Source organism: Mesorhizobium sp. M4A.F.Ca.ET.050.02.1.1 (assembly GCF_003997725.1).
Classification (GTDB): Bacteria; Pseudomonadota; Alphaproteobacteria; order Rhizobiales; family Rhizobiaceae; genus Mesorhizobium.
Genome location: NZ_RZSG01000075.1, coordinates 1 through 13832, shown reverse-complemented (window position 1 = coordinate 13832; position 13832 = coordinate 1). Strand labels below are relative to the sequence as shown.

13 protein-coding genes and 1 pseudogene are annotated in these 13832 nt (G+C 64.6%); 7 read left to right on the top strand and 7 right to left on the bottom strand.

All coding sequences use genetic code 11. The features are described from left to right. On the bottom strand, window positions 1–348 hold a 348-nt coding region (locus tag EOA33_RS08615), incomplete at its 3' end, for a LysE family transporter (protein WP_190234228.1). Between the two features lie 96 nt (window positions 349–444). On the opposite strand from EOA33_RS08615, the gene EOA33_RS08610 reads away from it, so the two are divergent. Further along, window positions 445–1314: a LysR substrate-binding domain-containing protein gene (locus tag EOA33_RS08610; protein ID WP_127405421.1), complete on the top strand. Its 870-nt coding sequence runs from the start codon at window positions 445–447 to the stop codon at window positions 1312–1314. 234 nt (window positions 1315–1548) lie between these two features. Here EOA33_RS08610 and EOA33_RS08605 read toward each other — a convergent pair whose 3' ends face one another. The 3 genes from EOA33_RS08605 to EOA33_RS08595 all read right to left on the bottom strand — a co-directional run bounded on the left by EOA33_RS08605 (window position 1549) and on the right by EOA33_RS08595 (window position 4669). Continuing rightward, entirely contained in the window at window positions 1549–2199 is a 651-nt protein-coding gene (locus EOA33_RS08605) for a dihydrofolate reductase family protein (protein WP_126058774.1), read from the bottom strand. A gap of 95 nt (window positions 2200–2294) precedes the next feature. Beyond that, entirely contained in the window at window positions 2295–3146 is an 852-nt protein-coding gene (locus EOA33_RS08600) for a protein-L-isoaspartate O-methyltransferase (protein WP_126058775.1), read from the bottom strand. 161 nt (window positions 3147–3307) lie between these two features. Then, on the bottom strand, window positions 3308–4669 hold the full coding sequence (locus EOA33_RS08595; protein ID WP_127405420.1) for an Nramp family divalent metal transporter: 1362 nt from the start codon (window positions 4667–4669) through the stop codon (window positions 3308–3310). 252 nt (window positions 4670–4921) lie between these two features. Here EOA33_RS08595 and mntR point away from each other — a divergent pair, with 252 nt between their 5' ends. Continuing rightward, window positions 4922–5377, top strand: a complete 456-nt coding sequence (gene mntR, locus EOA33_RS08590; protein ID WP_126058777.1) for a manganese-binding transcriptional regulator MntR — start codon at window positions 4922–4924, stop codon at window positions 5375–5377. A 97-nt stretch (window positions 5378–5474) separates the two neighbouring features. After that, window positions 5475–5663, top strand: a complete 189-nt coding sequence (locus tag EOA33_RS08585; RefSeq protein ID WP_126058778.1) for a hypothetical protein — start codon at window positions 5475–5477, stop codon at window positions 5661–5663. 22 nt (window positions 5664–5685) lie between these two features. Here EOA33_RS08585 and EOA33_RS08580 read toward each other — a convergent pair whose 3' ends face one another. Further along, on the bottom strand, window positions 5686–7734 hold the full coding sequence (locus tag EOA33_RS08580) for a hypothetical protein (RefSeq protein WP_127400440.1): 2049 nt from the start codon (window positions 7732–7734) through the stop codon (window positions 5686–5688). 205 nt (window positions 7735–7939) lie between these two features. On the opposite strand from EOA33_RS08580, the gene EOA33_RS08575 reads away from it, so the two are divergent. Both EOA33_RS08575 and EOA33_RS08570 read left to right on the top strand, forming a co-directional pair. Then, window positions 7940–8851 carry a neutral zinc metallopeptidase gene (locus EOA33_RS08575; protein WP_126058780.1) on the top strand — a complete coding sequence of 304 codons (912 nt, stop codon included), beginning with the start codon at window positions 7940–7942 and terminating at the stop codon, window positions 8849–8851. Window positions 8852–9012: 161 nt separating this feature from the next. Further along, complete coding sequence (locus tag EOA33_RS08570) at window positions 9013–10281, top strand: TCR/Tet family MFS transporter (protein ID WP_126058781.1); 1269 nt, start codon at window positions 9013–9015, stop codon at window positions 10279–10281. A 148-nt stretch (window positions 10282–10429) separates the two neighbouring features. On the opposite strand, the gene carA is transcribed toward EOA33_RS08570, so the two are convergent. Beyond that, a complete protein-coding gene (carA, locus tag EOA33_RS08565) occupies window positions 10430–11635 on the bottom strand; it encodes a glutamine-hydrolyzing carbamoyl-phosphate synthase small subunit (RefSeq protein ID WP_126058782.1) in 1206 nt (401 codons plus the stop codon). Window positions 11636–11892: 257 nt separating this feature from the next. Between carA and EOA33_RS08560 the strand changes: the two genes are divergently transcribed. Beyond that, on the top strand, window positions 11893–12342 hold the full coding sequence (locus tag EOA33_RS08560) for a GatB/YqeY domain-containing protein (protein ID WP_126058783.1): 450 nt from the start codon (window positions 11893–11895) through the stop codon (window positions 12340–12342). Between the two features lie 33 nt (window positions 12343–12375). Here EOA33_RS08560 and EOA33_RS08555 read toward each other — a convergent pair whose 3' ends face one another. Continuing rightward, window positions 12376–13362: a hypothetical protein gene (locus tag EOA33_RS08555; protein ID WP_127405419.1), complete on the bottom strand. Its 987-nt coding sequence runs from the start codon at window positions 13360–13362 to the stop codon at window positions 12376–12378. A gap of 120 nt (window positions 13363–13482) precedes the next feature. On the opposite strand from EOA33_RS08555, the pseudogene EOA33_RS08550 reads away from it, so the two are divergent. Next, a pseudogene (locus EOA33_RS08550) lies at window positions 13483–13832 on the top strand (GNAT family N-acetyltransferase); the annotation flags it as partial.

The window sequence follows — 13832 nt, the reverse complement described above, 5'->3', positions numbered from 1 at the left end:
CATCCACTGAATGCCGGCGCCGCCGAAAAAGCTGTTCGGCCTGGCCATGGACACGTCGAGGTTCGGCGGGCCGCTGCGGCCGATCTTGACCGCCAGCCAGATCAGATAGAGCGAGCCCGCGATCTTCATCGCCAGTTGCAGGGACGGGACGGCGGCGAGCAGGCCGGCGAGCCCGGCGGCACCCGCGGCCGCCACAGTAGCCAGGCCGGCGGCGCTGCCGGCCATCAGCGGCACGGATCGGCGAAAGCCGAACTGCGCGCCGGAGGCCGTCGACAGGGTCGTGGCAATGCCCGGCGTCGAGGTGGAGATGAGAGCGAACAGGGCGAGTGGAAGGATGGTTTTGAACATGCAGGCTCCTTTCGCGGGAACCTGCATGCTAAAGCGCGCTTCGCATCAGTAAATGCAATGTTTGATATGATTTGCATTAACATCTATAATGCCAAAATGATCCGCAATCTCGACACCGCGTTGATCCGAACCTTCGTCACCGTCACCGACAGGGCCAGCATGACGGCGGCGGCCAATGCGCTGAACCTGACGCAAGGCGCCGTCAGCCAGCAGATCAAGCGGCTGGAGGACGTTCTCGACTGCAGCCTGTTCGAGCGCGACCGGCGCGGCTTGCGGCTGACCAGGGCAGGCGAGCGGCTGTTCGGCAAGGGCAGGCGCCTGCTCTCGCTCAATGACGAGATCTGGGCCGAGATTGCCGGCAGCGCGGTTGCGGGGAAGGTCAGGCTCGGCGTGGCCTACGATCTTGTCGGCACCTTGCTCGCGCCGGTGCTCAAGGCCTATGCCGATACCTATCCGCAGGTCGAGATTTCGCTCCATTGCGCCGCCTCGCCGGAGCTTGCGGCGGCGCTCGCGGCCGGCATGATCGATCTCGCCGTCATCGAGGAACGGGTCGGTCCGTCCGCCGGCGAATGCCTGGCGGTCGACCGGCTGGTCTGGGTCGGCGCCAGGGGCGGCGCCGCGCACCGCAAGCGCCCGTTGCCGGTGTCGATGGTCGCCGACACATGCGCCGTCCGCCCGGCGGTGCTTTCAGCGCTCAGCGAGCAGGGGCTGGAATGGCGCACGGTGTTCGAGAACGGCAACATCGACGCGACGACGGCAACGGTGCGGGCGGACCTTGCAGTCACCACCTGGCTGGCATCGACCGTGCCGGCGGACCTCGACATCCTGCCTTCTGGCCCTGACCTTCCGGCGCTGCCGAATTTCGCTATCAACCTGCATCTGCCGAAATACGGCACCGAGCCCGCTGCGCGAGAGTTTGCGCGACACATCCGCGACGGGCTGGCGCGGCGGCAGGTGGCGGCTTGAGACCTGGAAGAACTTGGGTTCCTCTCCCACGTCGATCGGGGAGAGGTGTCGAGCGAAGCTCGACGGAGCGGGGTCGACCTGGCTCGAGCGTTGTTGCTTCAAGCCGAGGCGATGCTTCGCCCTGATTGAGGCCCGTGGCGAGTTGTCAGCGGCGGTGCATTTGAGGACCGACTTCCCCCGCACCGTAGCTGCTCCGCAGCGCCACCTCTCCCGCTCCGGAGGGAGGCCGCCCCGCTACTTCCAGTTCATGCGCCGCTCGAGCTCGGCGTCGGACGGCTTGTCCTGCGCGAATGATCCGGTCCTAATCTCGCCGCCCCGCTCGTAGGTCGCCATGATGACGCCGGTGGTGGTGGCCTGCGACTTGGTGAGCTTGAAGGCGGCCGGCATCGCGCCGTCGTCGAACAGCCGCTTGCCCTTGCCCAGCAACAGCGGGAAGATCATCAACCTGATCTCGTCGATCAGCCCGTGGGCAAGCAGGGTCTGGATCAGACTGCCCGATCCCTGGATGAGCAGGTCAGGTCCGTCGTCCTGCTTGAGGCGGCGCAACGTCGCGACGATATCTTCCCCAAGCCATTGCGTGTTCTGCCAGGTGAGCGAATCCGGCCGATGCGTCGCCACATATTTGGTCGCAGGGTTGAAGGCATCCGCGATCGAATCCTTCTGATACGGCCAGTAGGCGGCGAAGATGTCGTAGGTTCTGCGGCCGAGCAGCAGGGCGAACGGCTTGGAGAACAGTTCATCCAGGGCCGCGCCCGCCACCTCGTCGAAGTAATGGAACGTCCAGCCGCCGAACTTGAAGCCGCCGACCGGGTCCTCCTCCGGACCGCCGGGCGCCTGCATGACGCCGTCGAGGCTGACGAACGTGGCGGCGATGATCTTCCTCATTGGAACTCTCCCTTTTCGTGGTCCGCGCCGTCGGGCCGGATTTCGGCCTTAGGACGCATGGACAGGCGACGGCTCGACAGCGGCCGCAAAAATATCTACCGCAGCGCGCTCATCCCCCTGCCGCGGCCGACGCCGTGCGACGAGAACCAAACCTCGCCGATGATTGCCGTGGCAGTGCGGTCCGGCGCCTTGTCGCTGATCAGCCAGATCGAACGGCTGCGCGCCGCCTTCTCGCGATCGGGGATTTTCGCAGAGGGGTCCGGGGTCGATGCGCCGACGCAAGGGATAAACCACGAGCCCATGAACGGTTGGCAGGCGAAGCCGAATTCCGTGCTGGTCACCAGCACGGCCAGCGCAACGCGTTCGGCGGGACGCCATGGGAAGACCATGCGGCCTCCCGGCTTCAGCGCCTTCAGCCAGGCGGCCGGAGGCGCTGCCACGCCGGCATTGACATAGATGATGTCGGACGCAGGCAGCGGGCTAGTGACGGCATTGCCATGGATGACGGCCACATTCTCATAGGCCGTGAGGTTCTGCTCGGCGCTGGCGGCAAGTGCTGCGTCAAGCTCGAAGGCGGTGACCGGGCCGGGCGCGACCAGCTTCGCCAGCAGCGCCGTGTAGTAGCCAGTGCCGGCGCCGATATGGGTGACGGCCTCGCCTGGCCTGGGCGCGATCCGGCCGAACCACATTGCGTGCAGGCAGGGTTCGCCATTGTTGATGCCCTTGTCGGCGTCGAGCGTCACCAGCACGTTCTGGTAGATGTGGGCGGGATCGGCGCTCGGCGTCTTAACCCTGCCGTCGCCGGCGATGATGGTCCACGGTCCGGGACCAAGGAAGGCCTCGCGCGGAACGGTGGCGAAAGCTTCCCCGAGGCGCGGATCAGCCGAGCCGGCATGAGCGGCCATCAGTCGGGCGTAGAATTCGCGGGCCTCAGCGGTTCCGGTCATAATGGCTAAAGAAGATAGCGCGGCCCGCGATTTTGTCGCGGTGCCGCGCGTTCAATGCGTGTCACGCCAGGAGGGAATTAAGCGACAGGGTTTGAGTTTCCTGCTTCATGCATGCCGTTGTCCCAAAACCGCAGCGCACTTTTGGGCGACATGCATTGTTCTCAGCCGAAGCCGGCGATGGTGTCGTAGAGCAGCTTGAAATTGAGCACCAGGATGATGGCGGCGACCACCCAGGCGAGCAGGGCGACGGCGCGCGGGATGGCGAAATTGCCCATCTTCTTCTTGTCGGAGACAAACTGCACCAAAGGGATGACCGCGAAGGGCAGCTGCATCGACAGGATCACCTGGCTGAACACCAGCAGCTGGCCGGTGCCCCTCTCGCCGTAGAGCGCGGTGACGATCACCACCGGCACGATGGCGATGCCGCGGGTCAGCAGGCGGCGTGCCCATTGCGGGATGCGCAGGCGCAGGAAGCCCTCCATGACGATCTGGCCGGCAAGCGTCGCGGTGACCGTGGAGTTGAGGCCGGAGGCGAGCAGAGCCACGGCGAACAGGATCGAGGCGATGCCGAGGCCGAGCAGCGGCGATAGGAGCTCGAAGGCCTGGCCGATCTCGGCGACGTCCTGGTGGCCGGTGCCGTGGAAGGCCACCGCCGAGACGATCAAGATAGAGGCGTTGACGAACAGCGCCAGGATCAGCGCGATGGTCGAGTCCATGGTCGCCCACTTGATCGCGTCGCGCCTGCCCCGGTCGGTGCGCTCATAGGCACGGGTCTGAACGATCGAGGAGTGCAAATAGAGATTGTGCGGCATGACGGTGGCGCCGATGATGCCGATGGCGATGTAGAGCATCGCCGGGTTGGTGACGATCTGAGACGACGGCACGAACATCGAATGCAGGATCGAGCCGACCGGCGGAGCGGCGGCGAAGATCTGGATGGCAAAACAGCCGAAGATGATGATCAGCAGCGCGATGACGAAGGCCTCGAGGTAGCGGAAGCCCCTGTTCATCAGCATGAGCACCAGGAAGGCATCGAGAGCGGTGAGCATGGCGCCGCCGATCAGCGGAATGCCGAACAGCAGCTGCAGCGCGATCGCCGTGCCGATGACCTCGGCCAGGTCGCAGGCGATGATGGCCAACTCGCAGGCGATCCACAGCAGGAAGTTGACGGAGCGCGGATAGTAGGCGCGGCAGGCCTGGGCGAGGTCGCGGCCGGTGGCGATGCCAAGCCGGGCGGCAAGCGCCTGCAGCAGGATCGCCATCAGGTTCGACAGCATGATGATGAACAGCAGTGTGTAGCCGAACTGGGCGCCACCGGCGAGGTCGGTCGCCCAGTTGCCCGGATCCATATAGCCGACGGAAACCATGTAGCCCGGGCCCATGAAGGCGAACAGGCGGCGAAACCAGATGCCGGTCTGCGGCACGGTGATGGAGGCGTTGACCTCGCGCAGACTGGGCTGTTCATCCTCGTCGGGCCGGGCAAAACGCCACGCGGGTCTGGATACGGCTGTTGCGTCGGACATCAGGGATTTTCCGCTGAAAAGGGTCGAGGATGTTCCCTATCTATGCCATGGCTCAACATTATGCAATAGGCTATATTTCATTGTTTATGCTTTTGCGACGACGCCAAGTGACAGGGGCAACCGGGTGCGGACCCCGTTGCGCATGGGGTGGAATGCAAATAAACGGCCAGATAGTCGGGGTCCGTGCTATGACTACGGACCCGATTCAACGTCGCGGGCACTTGGCTCGCGGTTAGCGTGGAGGAGCGCGCATTGGCGCTGAGGAACAGACCGGTTCGACGCGAAGAGCCGCTTCCCGACGCCGATGTCCATTCGGCGGGCTTCCGGCAGACGCGCGAAGCGCGCCGCAGCGCCCTCGTCGAGGACTATGTCGAGCTGATCGCCGACCTGATCGAGGACGGCAACGAGGCACGGCAGGTCGACATCGCCGCCAGGCTCGGCGTCGCCCAGCCGACGGTGGCGAAGATGCTGACCAGGCTCTGCGCCGAAGGTCTGGTTTCGCGAAAGCCCTATCGCGGCGTGTTCCTGACCGAGGCCGGCCGCAAGGTGGCGGAGGAAAGCCGCATCCGCCACCAGACGGTGGAAGCCTTCCTGCGCTCGCTCGGGGTCAGCGCCGAGACAGCGCGCATCGACGCCGAGGGCATCGAGCACCATGTCAGCGCCGAGACGCTCGAGGCTTTCCGCAAGGCGATGATCGCGACGCGCTGAGTCTCGCCAGCCGCCGCCTCCGAGGCCGAATCCTCCGGAACCCAGTTACGTCCAGAGCGTTGCTCTTCGGCGCGATAGCCGCGCCAGGGAGGAAGAGATGGGCGTAGAACAGGCACCGACCGCAAAAGGCAAACAGGCCGCAAAGGGACTGAGACGGGCGGCGGCAAAGGACGAGCGCAAGACGGAAGCCGAGACCGGCCGGCCGCTGCAGAAGGGCGCGGCGCGCTTCGAGGAGCGCTCGAAAAGTTCCGACGGCAAGAGCGCCGGCAGCAAGCAGAAGCCTTGACGCTGCAGGCTGGCGGCGTTCACTACTCGGTATCCTGCACCCAGCTGCGCGGGTGGCCGTCGACGCGGAACTGGAAGATGAAATAGGGCGGGATGCAGGTGCCCTTGCCGGGCTTGGCCTCGGCCAGGTCTTCATAGCCGGCGGTGCAGATATAGTCCTCGCGGCAGGGATGCGTTTTGTCACAGGCGCGCAGGCCGGCGGTCTTGGTGAACTCCCTGGTGCAATATTTGTGGTCCTTGCCGGACCCGATGCAATCGTTGAAGCCGGTCTTGGCGAGCCGCCCGCAGCTCGCCTCCTCGGGCAGCTTGTCGCAGCTCGCCTTGCGCAGCATGCCGCCGGGAAAGCCGCCGGTCTTCTGCTCGGGGTTGTCGTAGCGCTGGCGCGCCGCGCCGTAGCCGGCAAGCTTGATCGGCGGTTTCTTGTCCCTTGCCGAATCGATGGCGCAGGCTCTCGCCGTCGCCGGCGACAGGCGGCAATACTGGTCGCTGCCCCATTTCGACATTTTGATCTCGCCGAACTCCACGGGATCGCCGACCGCAGTACCGGCCTCGCTGACGCAAGTGCCGAAGCCCGGATGGATGGCGCTTTCGTGGACGCCGGCGCAGCGCAGGCCTTCGCCGCAGCTCCAGTCCTTGAAGCTTTCATCCGTGCCGCGATAGCAGATCGAGCCCCAGCCATTGTAGAGATCGGTGCCCTTCAGCACCTCGGCGAACTTCGCGTCCGGACGGGCGGCGAAGCCTCTGCTGAAATCGGGATGCTGGCCGGCGGCGAACTGCTCGACGATGGCGAGGCGACGCGGCAGGTCGGCGAAGAAGACCGCCGAGCCCGGCACGAAGACGGCGTTGCGGCGTGGCTCGCTGGCCGGATCGGCGCCGGTGTAGTGGAAGCCGGCAATGCCGTGGGTCTGGTGGCAGCCGGTGCAGCTCATCTCGTTGAGGCGCAGATTGAAGCCGGCCACTGACTTTATGGTGCGCAGCGCGTTGCCGCTGGCGACATAGTCCTTCAGCGCCTTGTCGACCGCGGCATCGTCGAGCAAGCCATAAGCGATGTTGTTCTGCGAGCGCGCCATGCCGCCCGGCGCCACGGAGACGGCGCTGGTTGCCAGGAATTTTTCGTCGACGATCAGCCGGCCGCGATCGAGATCGTAGATGTTGCGGTCGGTGAGCAGCCATTTGGCGAAGGCCTGCCGGTCGGCCAGCACCGTCTTGCGGTCGATCTGGTTCTCCATCCGCGATTCCTGGAAGGTGGCGGTGGCCGGATCCCATTTGAAGATCTTGAGCAGATATTCGGCGTGGCCGCCGAAATCGCGGCGCGTCGAGGCCGACAGGCGCAGCACCTGCATGTTGAGCTCGAGCCGCATGATCTGCGAGGAATTGAGCATGGCGCCCGACAGCGGGCCATCCTCGGAGCGCAGCCAAGCCGCAAGCTGCTCAGGTGGAAGGTCTTTTCCGCCGGCCGCCAACCAGCGCCTGGCGACGTCGGCGCAGGACCCATCGGCGGCGCGCGGGCGATCCTTGGAGGCGCGGCCCGTCGCGGTCTTCGGCCTGGCGTTGAAGACCAGGCTCATTGTCAGCGGCAGGCGCGAGGAGACACGCTCTCCGGGCTTTTCCTCGACCGAATAGTGGAAACGGTAGATCAGCCGGATCTCGCCGCATTCGGTGTGGCCGAGATAGCCGCGATCCATGCGGTTGACGACGCCGGTGAGGTCCAGCGTCGAGCCGTTGTCGTCGATGTATTTCGGATTGAACTTCTGGCTTGCGTCCTTGGACTTCGCCAATCCGGCAACATAGGGATCTGGGCTTGTCGCCGGCTCGTCGGCGATCTCCTGCTTGACGGCATTGCGCACCGGCGTCAGCGCGCGCACCGAAAACAGGCCGCGATTGTCGACATCGCGTGTCAGCCCGATCGCCGGCCCGAGCAAGCGGCTGATCGACAGACCGCCGCGCTCAAGCGCCTGCAGGGTCGCGGGATCGGTGACGGCGACGCTGGAATCGAGCGTAGCGGCAGGCGCCGCCCCAGCGCCGAAACCGGCCAACACCAGCAGAAACAGGAAACGGCCGATCGTCCGCAAGCGCCCCTCGCATCCCCTTGTCCGGGCGCCATGCTACAGGCCTTGTCCGGTCTCGGCCATAGTGCTCGAGCCGCTCATTCCAGCACCGGTTGCAAGCGAAAAATGCTGTGACTTGCTGCAACCATTGGGATAATTGTTGGTTGGGTCTGATTGGCACCAGGATGCCGGCCTGGCCGTTTGGAAATTCGCATCGCGAGGAGTTGCCATGCTCTGGAGAGGCCGTCGTCAGAGTGACAACGTCGAGGACGAGCGCAGCGACACCGGTGGCGGCGGCGGATTCGGCGGCGGCAGCCCCGGCCAGTTCCGCATTCCGATCGGTGGGCGCGCCGGCGGCGGTTCCAGCCTCTTCATCGTCATCCTGGTTGTGCTGGCCGGATGGTATTTCGGCTTCGATCCTTCACAGATACTGGGCGGCGGCGACAGTGGCGGCCAGATCACCGACGACAGCGGCAGCGAAGGCGGCGGAGGAGAGCCGGCTTCCGACGAGATGAAGCAGTTCGTCTCGACCGTGCTCGCCGAAACCGAGGACACTTGGAAAGGCATCTTCCAGGCCAATGGCCGGACCTATGAGGATCCGAAGCTGGTGCTGTTCAGCAGCCAGATCCGCTCGGCCTGCGGCTTCGCCTCGGCTGCGGCCGGACCGTTCTATTGTCCTGGCGACCACAAGGTCTACCTCGACATGACTTTCTTCCAGCAGCTCGACCAGCAGTTCGGCGCTTCCGGCGAATTTGCCCGGGCCTATGTGATCGCGCATGAGGTCGGCCACCATGTGCAGAATCTCACCGGCATCCTGCCCAAATTCAACAAGATGCGGCAGGGGATGAGCGAGGCCGACGCCAACCACATGTCGATGCAGGTGGAGTTGCAGGCCGACTGCTTCGCCGGTGTCTGGGCGCATTACACCGCGCAGAAGGGCATTTTGGAACAGGGCGACATCGAGAGCGCTCTCAATGCCGCCAAGCAGATCGGCGACGACACGCTTCAAAAGAAGATGCAGGGCTACGTCGTGCCGGAAAGCTTCAACCACGGCACCTCGCAGCAGCGTCAGACCTGGCTGGCGCGCGGCTACAAGAGCGGCAAGCTTTCGGACTGCGACACGTTCAACAACCCAATTTGAGGCGACATCCGCTTCGTTCCGCGCGATCAAGGATCGGCCACCACGGCAACTGATGTCAGGATGAGGCAGTTGCCGTCGTTCCCTTATTGTTCTTGGCGGCGGGCTCGCCTATAAGGTGCACCCGCCTTTGCTGCAAGGCGGCCGAGGAGCTTGACACCAGTATGATCGACCCGAAAACCGCCAGGCGGGGCCTTGCGCTCGTTTTCACGACGCTGCTGCTCGACATCATCGGCTTCGGCATCATCATGCCGGTGCTGCCGGCCTATCTGCAGGAACTGACCGGCGTCGGCGTCAGCGAAGCGGCGATCGAAGGCGGTTGGCTGTTCTTCGCCTATGCGGCGATGCAGTTCGTCTTCGCGCCGGTCATTGGCGGATTGAGCGACCGGTTCGGACGACGGCCGGTCCTGCTTGCCTCCGTGCTCACCTTTTCGATCGACAATCTGATCTGCGCCATCGCCTGGTCCTATCCGATGCTGTTCATCGGGCGTGTGCTGGCCGGCATCTCGGGCGCCAGTTATTCGACGACATCGGCCTTCATCGCCGACATCTCGACCGACGAGAACCGGGCGAAGAATTTCGGTCTGCTCGGCATCGCCTTCGGCGTCGGTTTCGTCATCGGGCCGGTGCTGGGCGGCCTGCTCGGCACGTTCGGTCCGCGCGTGCCCTTCTATTTCGCCGCCGGGCTTGCCTTGGTGAACTTCGTGATCGCGCTGTTCCTGCTGCCGGAGACGCTCGACGACAAGCATCGCCGCCGCTTCGAGTGGAAACGCGCCAACCCGGTCGGCACGCTCATCCAGATGCGCAACTACCACGGCATCGGCTGGATCGGCCTGGTCTTCTTCCTGATGACGCTCGGACACATGATGTACCCGGCGGTGTGGTCGTTCGTGTCCAATTATCGCTATGGCTGGAGCGAGCAACAGATAGGCTTCTCGCTCGGCGCCTTCGGAATGTGCGGGGCGATCGTGATGGCCACCGTCCTGCCGCGCGTCATCCCGAAGCTCGGCGAGTGGAAGACGGCGGCGATCGGCCTGACCTTCACCGCGCTAAGCGCCTTCGGCTACGCCTTCGCCTCGCAGGGCTGGATGATATATGCGGTGATCGTTGTCGGCTGCCTGGAGGCGCTGGCCGACCCGCCGCTGAGAAGCCTCGCCGCCGCCAAGGTGCCGCCTTCAGCGCAGGGCGAACTGCAGGGGGCGATGACGTCGATCTTTTCGATCACCTCGATCATCACACCGCTGCTCTACACGGGGATCTTCTCGTGGTTCACCGGGCCGAGCGCGCCGGTCGTGTTCGGCGGCGCACCCTATCTGCTGGGTGCGGTCTTCCTCACCCTGGCGGTGATCGTCTTCGTCACGAAAGTCGCCAAGCCGACGCCGAAGGAGGTTGAGCGCATGCACGCGCAGGAGGCCGTGACCGATCCGGCTTGAGGCGTGTTGGTATTCATGTGATGCCGGCCTGCAAATAGCGGTTTCCTGCGCTTCCGGTGCTCACGTACTTCAAGTACGCTCCGCTCCGGTTCTCGGAAACCGCCATTTTCGACTCGGCCTGACCTGAATCTCAACACGCCTTGGGTCGCTAGGCGCGCTCGGCCAGCAATTCTTCGCCACGCTTCTCGCGGATGAGGTTGACGAAGCGGCGGAACAAATAGTGCGAATCCTGCGGGCCGGGCGAGGCCTCGGGGTGATGCTGGACCGAGAACACCGGACGGCCGGTGAGCGCGATACCGCAGTTCGAGCCGTCGAACAGCGAGACATGGGTCTCCTCCACGCCTTCCGGCAGCGAGTCGGCGTCGACCGCGAAACCATGGTTCATCGAGACGATCTCGACCTTGCCGGTGGTGTGGTCCTTGACCGGATGGTTGGCGCCGTGATGACCCTGATGCATCTTGGCGGTCCTGCCGCCCAGCGCCAGCGCCAGCATCTGGTGGCCAAGGCAAATGCCGAACACCGGGATTTCGGTCTTGAGCAGGTCCTGGATCACAGGCACCGCGTAGTCGCCGGTGGCTTCCGGATCGCCGGGACCGTTGGAGAGGAAGATGCCGTCCGGCTTCATGGCGAGGATTTCCTCCGCGCCGGTCTTGGCCGGCACGACGGTGACCTTGGCGCCGAGGCCGGCGAGCAGGCGCAGGATGTTGCGCTTGACGCCGTAGTCAATGGCGACGACATGCAGCGACGGCTTGTCCTGTTCGCCGAAGCCTTCGTTCCAGACCCAGGGCGTCTCGCGCCAGACGGAGGATTGGCCCGAGGTGACGTCCTTGGCGAGGTCGAGGCCGATCAAGCCCGACCAGGCGGCGGCGCGCCGCTTCAGATCGTCGAGGTCGAAGACGCCGTCCGGCGCATGCGCGATGACGGCGTTGGGCATGCCTTTCTCGCGAATAAGCGCGGTCAGCGCGCGCGTGTCTATGCCCGTGAGCGCGACGATGCCGCGCTTCTTCAGCCACTGGTCGAGATGGCCGGCGGCGCGGTAGTTGGACGGGTTGGTGACATCGGCCTTGAACACGGCGCCGACGGCGCCGGCGCGGGCGACCGGGTTGAGGTCCTCGATGTCCTCGTCATTGGTGCCGATATTGCCGATATGCGGGAAGGTGAAGGTGACGATCTGGCCAGCATAGGAGGGATCGGTGAGGATCTCCTGGTAGCCGGTAAGCGCGGTGTTGAAGCAGACTTCGGCGACCGCCGATCCGGTGGCGCCAAGGCCGCGGCCTTCGATGACGGTACCGTCGGCAAGCACCAAAAGCGCAGTCGGCTTTTCGGTATTCCAGGGGGCAGTCATCGTCGCCATGGCGGCACTCCTGTCAACCTGCGCGCTTCGGATCCATTCGCGCAGCAAACGGCGCGAAGCAGCGATTTCTCCGGCTTCCGCGCGTCAATTCATTGTCTCATGCAGGACCGAGTACATAGGCGAAGGCGCAAGAGTGGTCAATGAGGAGGCCGCAAACCGGCCTGAATCTGTTTCGTCAAGCAATATCAGTGGCTTGCTGGGATTTGCCTTACGGGTTCGGCAAAGCTATTGTCCGCCGCGTTCGAAGGAGAAGCACGATGCGCGAAAAAATCGCCGAATCCCTGAAGAGCGCGATGAAGGCGCAGGACAAGCACCGCTTGCCCACCCTGCGGCTGATCCAGGCCGCCATCCACGACCGTGACATCGCCAATCGCGGCGCCGGCAAGCCGGCCGCGAGCGAAGAAGAGATCCTGCAGATCCTGGCCAAGATGGTGAAGCAGCGCGAGGAATCGGCCAAGGCTTTCGAGGACGGCAAGCGGCCGGAGCTCGCTGCGCAGGAGCGCGGCGAGATGGAGATCATCCGCGGCTTCCTGCCGACGCAGCTCGACGATGCGGCCGTTACCGCCGCGGCACGCGCGGCGATCGCGGCGATGGGCGCCGCCAGCCAGAAGGACATGGGCAAGGTGATCGGCGTGCTCAAGCAGAAGTACGCCGGCCAGATGGACTTCGCCAAGGCAAGCGCGATCGTAAAAGGACTGCTGCAGTAATCTGCGCTTGCCCACTTCATGGGTGCGGCGGGCTCATGAGCCCTTGCAGATTGGCAGCGCCTGTGGCGGCGGTGCCGGATGGTCCTTCTTGTACTGGGCAATGATCGGCTCGAGGGTCGTCCTCGGCCAGAATTTCGGCGTGCCGATCTCCTTCAGACAGGATGCGTTCCAGTAGGAGCTCGAAGCGGAATGGCCGCTCGCCGCGGCGGCGATGTCGCGCGATTCCGGATAGATGTAGAGCGTCGTCGGGTTGCCCTTGACCATCGCGATGAGCTGCGTGGCATCGGCCGCCGACCAGCTGGTGCAGCCATTGCTGCGGCCGCCGGCATAGTCCACCAGCTTGCCGAACGGCACCATGCCTTCATGGTCGGCGTAAGAACTGTTCGGGTTTTTGCGCAGGCACATGCCGCGCAGCACCTGGGCCGCGTGGCCGCCAATAACACGCTGCCTGGCATTGGCGGCTTCGCCTTCGCCATCGAACTGGATGAAGGTGCGCAGGAAAGCGGTGTCCTGTTTTGCGCCGGTGCGATAGAAGCCCTTGAATGAGGTTTTCGCCTCGCGGGTCATATAGGCGCCACCGGCGGTCAATTCCGAATCCATCGCATTGCCGAAGTTCTTGGCGCATCGCCTGCCCTTTGAGAAATTGACGTTGCCTTTCAGGTTGCGGCCGCCGCCGTGGCCCGACGAGATCGCGCGAAACGACTGGCTGGCTTCGCAGATGATGTAGTAGCGGCGCCCCAGCACGCCATTGCCGAGATCGCCGGGACGCGTCGCATCCATGGCGAAGTAGCAGGGGTTCTTGACGGCGCCGGCGGCCACTTTTTTCAGGTAAAGCGCGCGCGCCCGCTCCAGGACGACCGCTGCGATCTGACCATCGCCCTCGCCAACATGGGCGTGCAGCCAGGCCGGAATGTTGGACGGTTGCAGGGCGGCGAAGGATCGCGCCGATACCGTCACGGCGACGACAGTGGCCAGGAGGCCGAGGATAGCGACACCCAGCGGGACATATCTCAATCGCATAGTTCCCCCCATCAACGCAGTGTCTCAGCGGTGAATCACCACGAGCCAATCATAAAAGGCCTCGCGCCAATCTGCGAAACACTTCTAGTTTAGCTGCCCACCCCAAAGCCGGAATACATCATGGTTGAAATCGTCAAACCAGCGCTCGAACATCTGCCGTCCTACAAGGCGGCGCTGGAGCGCGGCTGGTCGCCGGACAATGTGCGGCTTGAGGAAGCGACCCGCGAACAGCTTGCGGCAATAGAGGAAGACCCGGCCGCCTTCCTCGCCAGCCTCGACGATCCCGAGGGCAGGGGGCCGCCGATCACCTTGCCGGACGGCACAACGGTGCCGCGACTGCCCGGCTTCCGGCGCTGGATCTGGGACGGCGAGGCCGCCGGCTCGATCGGCTTCCGCTGGCAACCCGGCACGGCGGCGCTGCCGTCTCATGTGCTTGGCCATATCGGCTATGCGGTGGTGCCGTGGAAGCG

Excerpts from the sequence above, each read along its gene's own strand:
- EOA33_RS08610 (WP_127405421.1), top strand. The coding sequence starts at position 445 with ATGATCCGCAATCTCGACACCGCGTTGATCCGAACCTTCGTCACCGTC.
- EOA33_RS08605 (WP_126058774.1), bottom strand. The coding sequence starts at position 2,199 with ATGAGGAAGATCATCGCCGCCACGTTCGTCAGCCTCGACGGCGTCATG.
- EOA33_RS08600 (WP_126058775.1), bottom strand. The coding sequence starts at position 3,146 with ATGACCGGAACCGCTGAGGCCCGCGAATTCTACGCCCGACTGATGGCC.
- EOA33_RS08595 (WP_127405420.1), bottom strand. The coding sequence starts at position 4,669 with ATGTCCGACGCAACAGCCGTATCCAGACCCGCGTGGCGTTTTGCCCGG.
- EOA33_RS08585 (WP_126058778.1), top strand. The coding sequence starts at position 5,475 with ATGGGCGTAGAACAGGCACCGACCGCAAAAGGCAAACAGGCCGCAAAG.
- EOA33_RS08575 (WP_126058780.1), top strand. The coding sequence starts at position 7,940 with ATGCTCTGGAGAGGCCGTCGTCAGAGTGACAACGTCGAGGACGAGCGC.
- EOA33_RS08570 (WP_126058781.1), top strand. The coding sequence starts at position 9,013 with ATGATCGACCCGAAAACCGCCAGGCGGGGCCTTGCGCTCGTTTTCACG.
- carA (WP_126058782.1), bottom strand. The coding sequence starts at position 11,635 with ATGGCGACGATGACTGCCCCCTGGAATACCGAAAAGCCGACTGCGCTT.
- EOA33_RS08560 (WP_126058783.1), top strand. The coding sequence starts at position 11,893 with ATGCGCGAAAAAATCGCCGAATCCCTGAAGAGCGCGATGAAGGCGCAG.
- EOA33_RS08555 (WP_127405419.1), bottom strand. The coding sequence starts at position 13,362 with ATGCGATTGAGATATGTCCCGCTGGGTGTCGCTATCCTCGGCCTCCTG.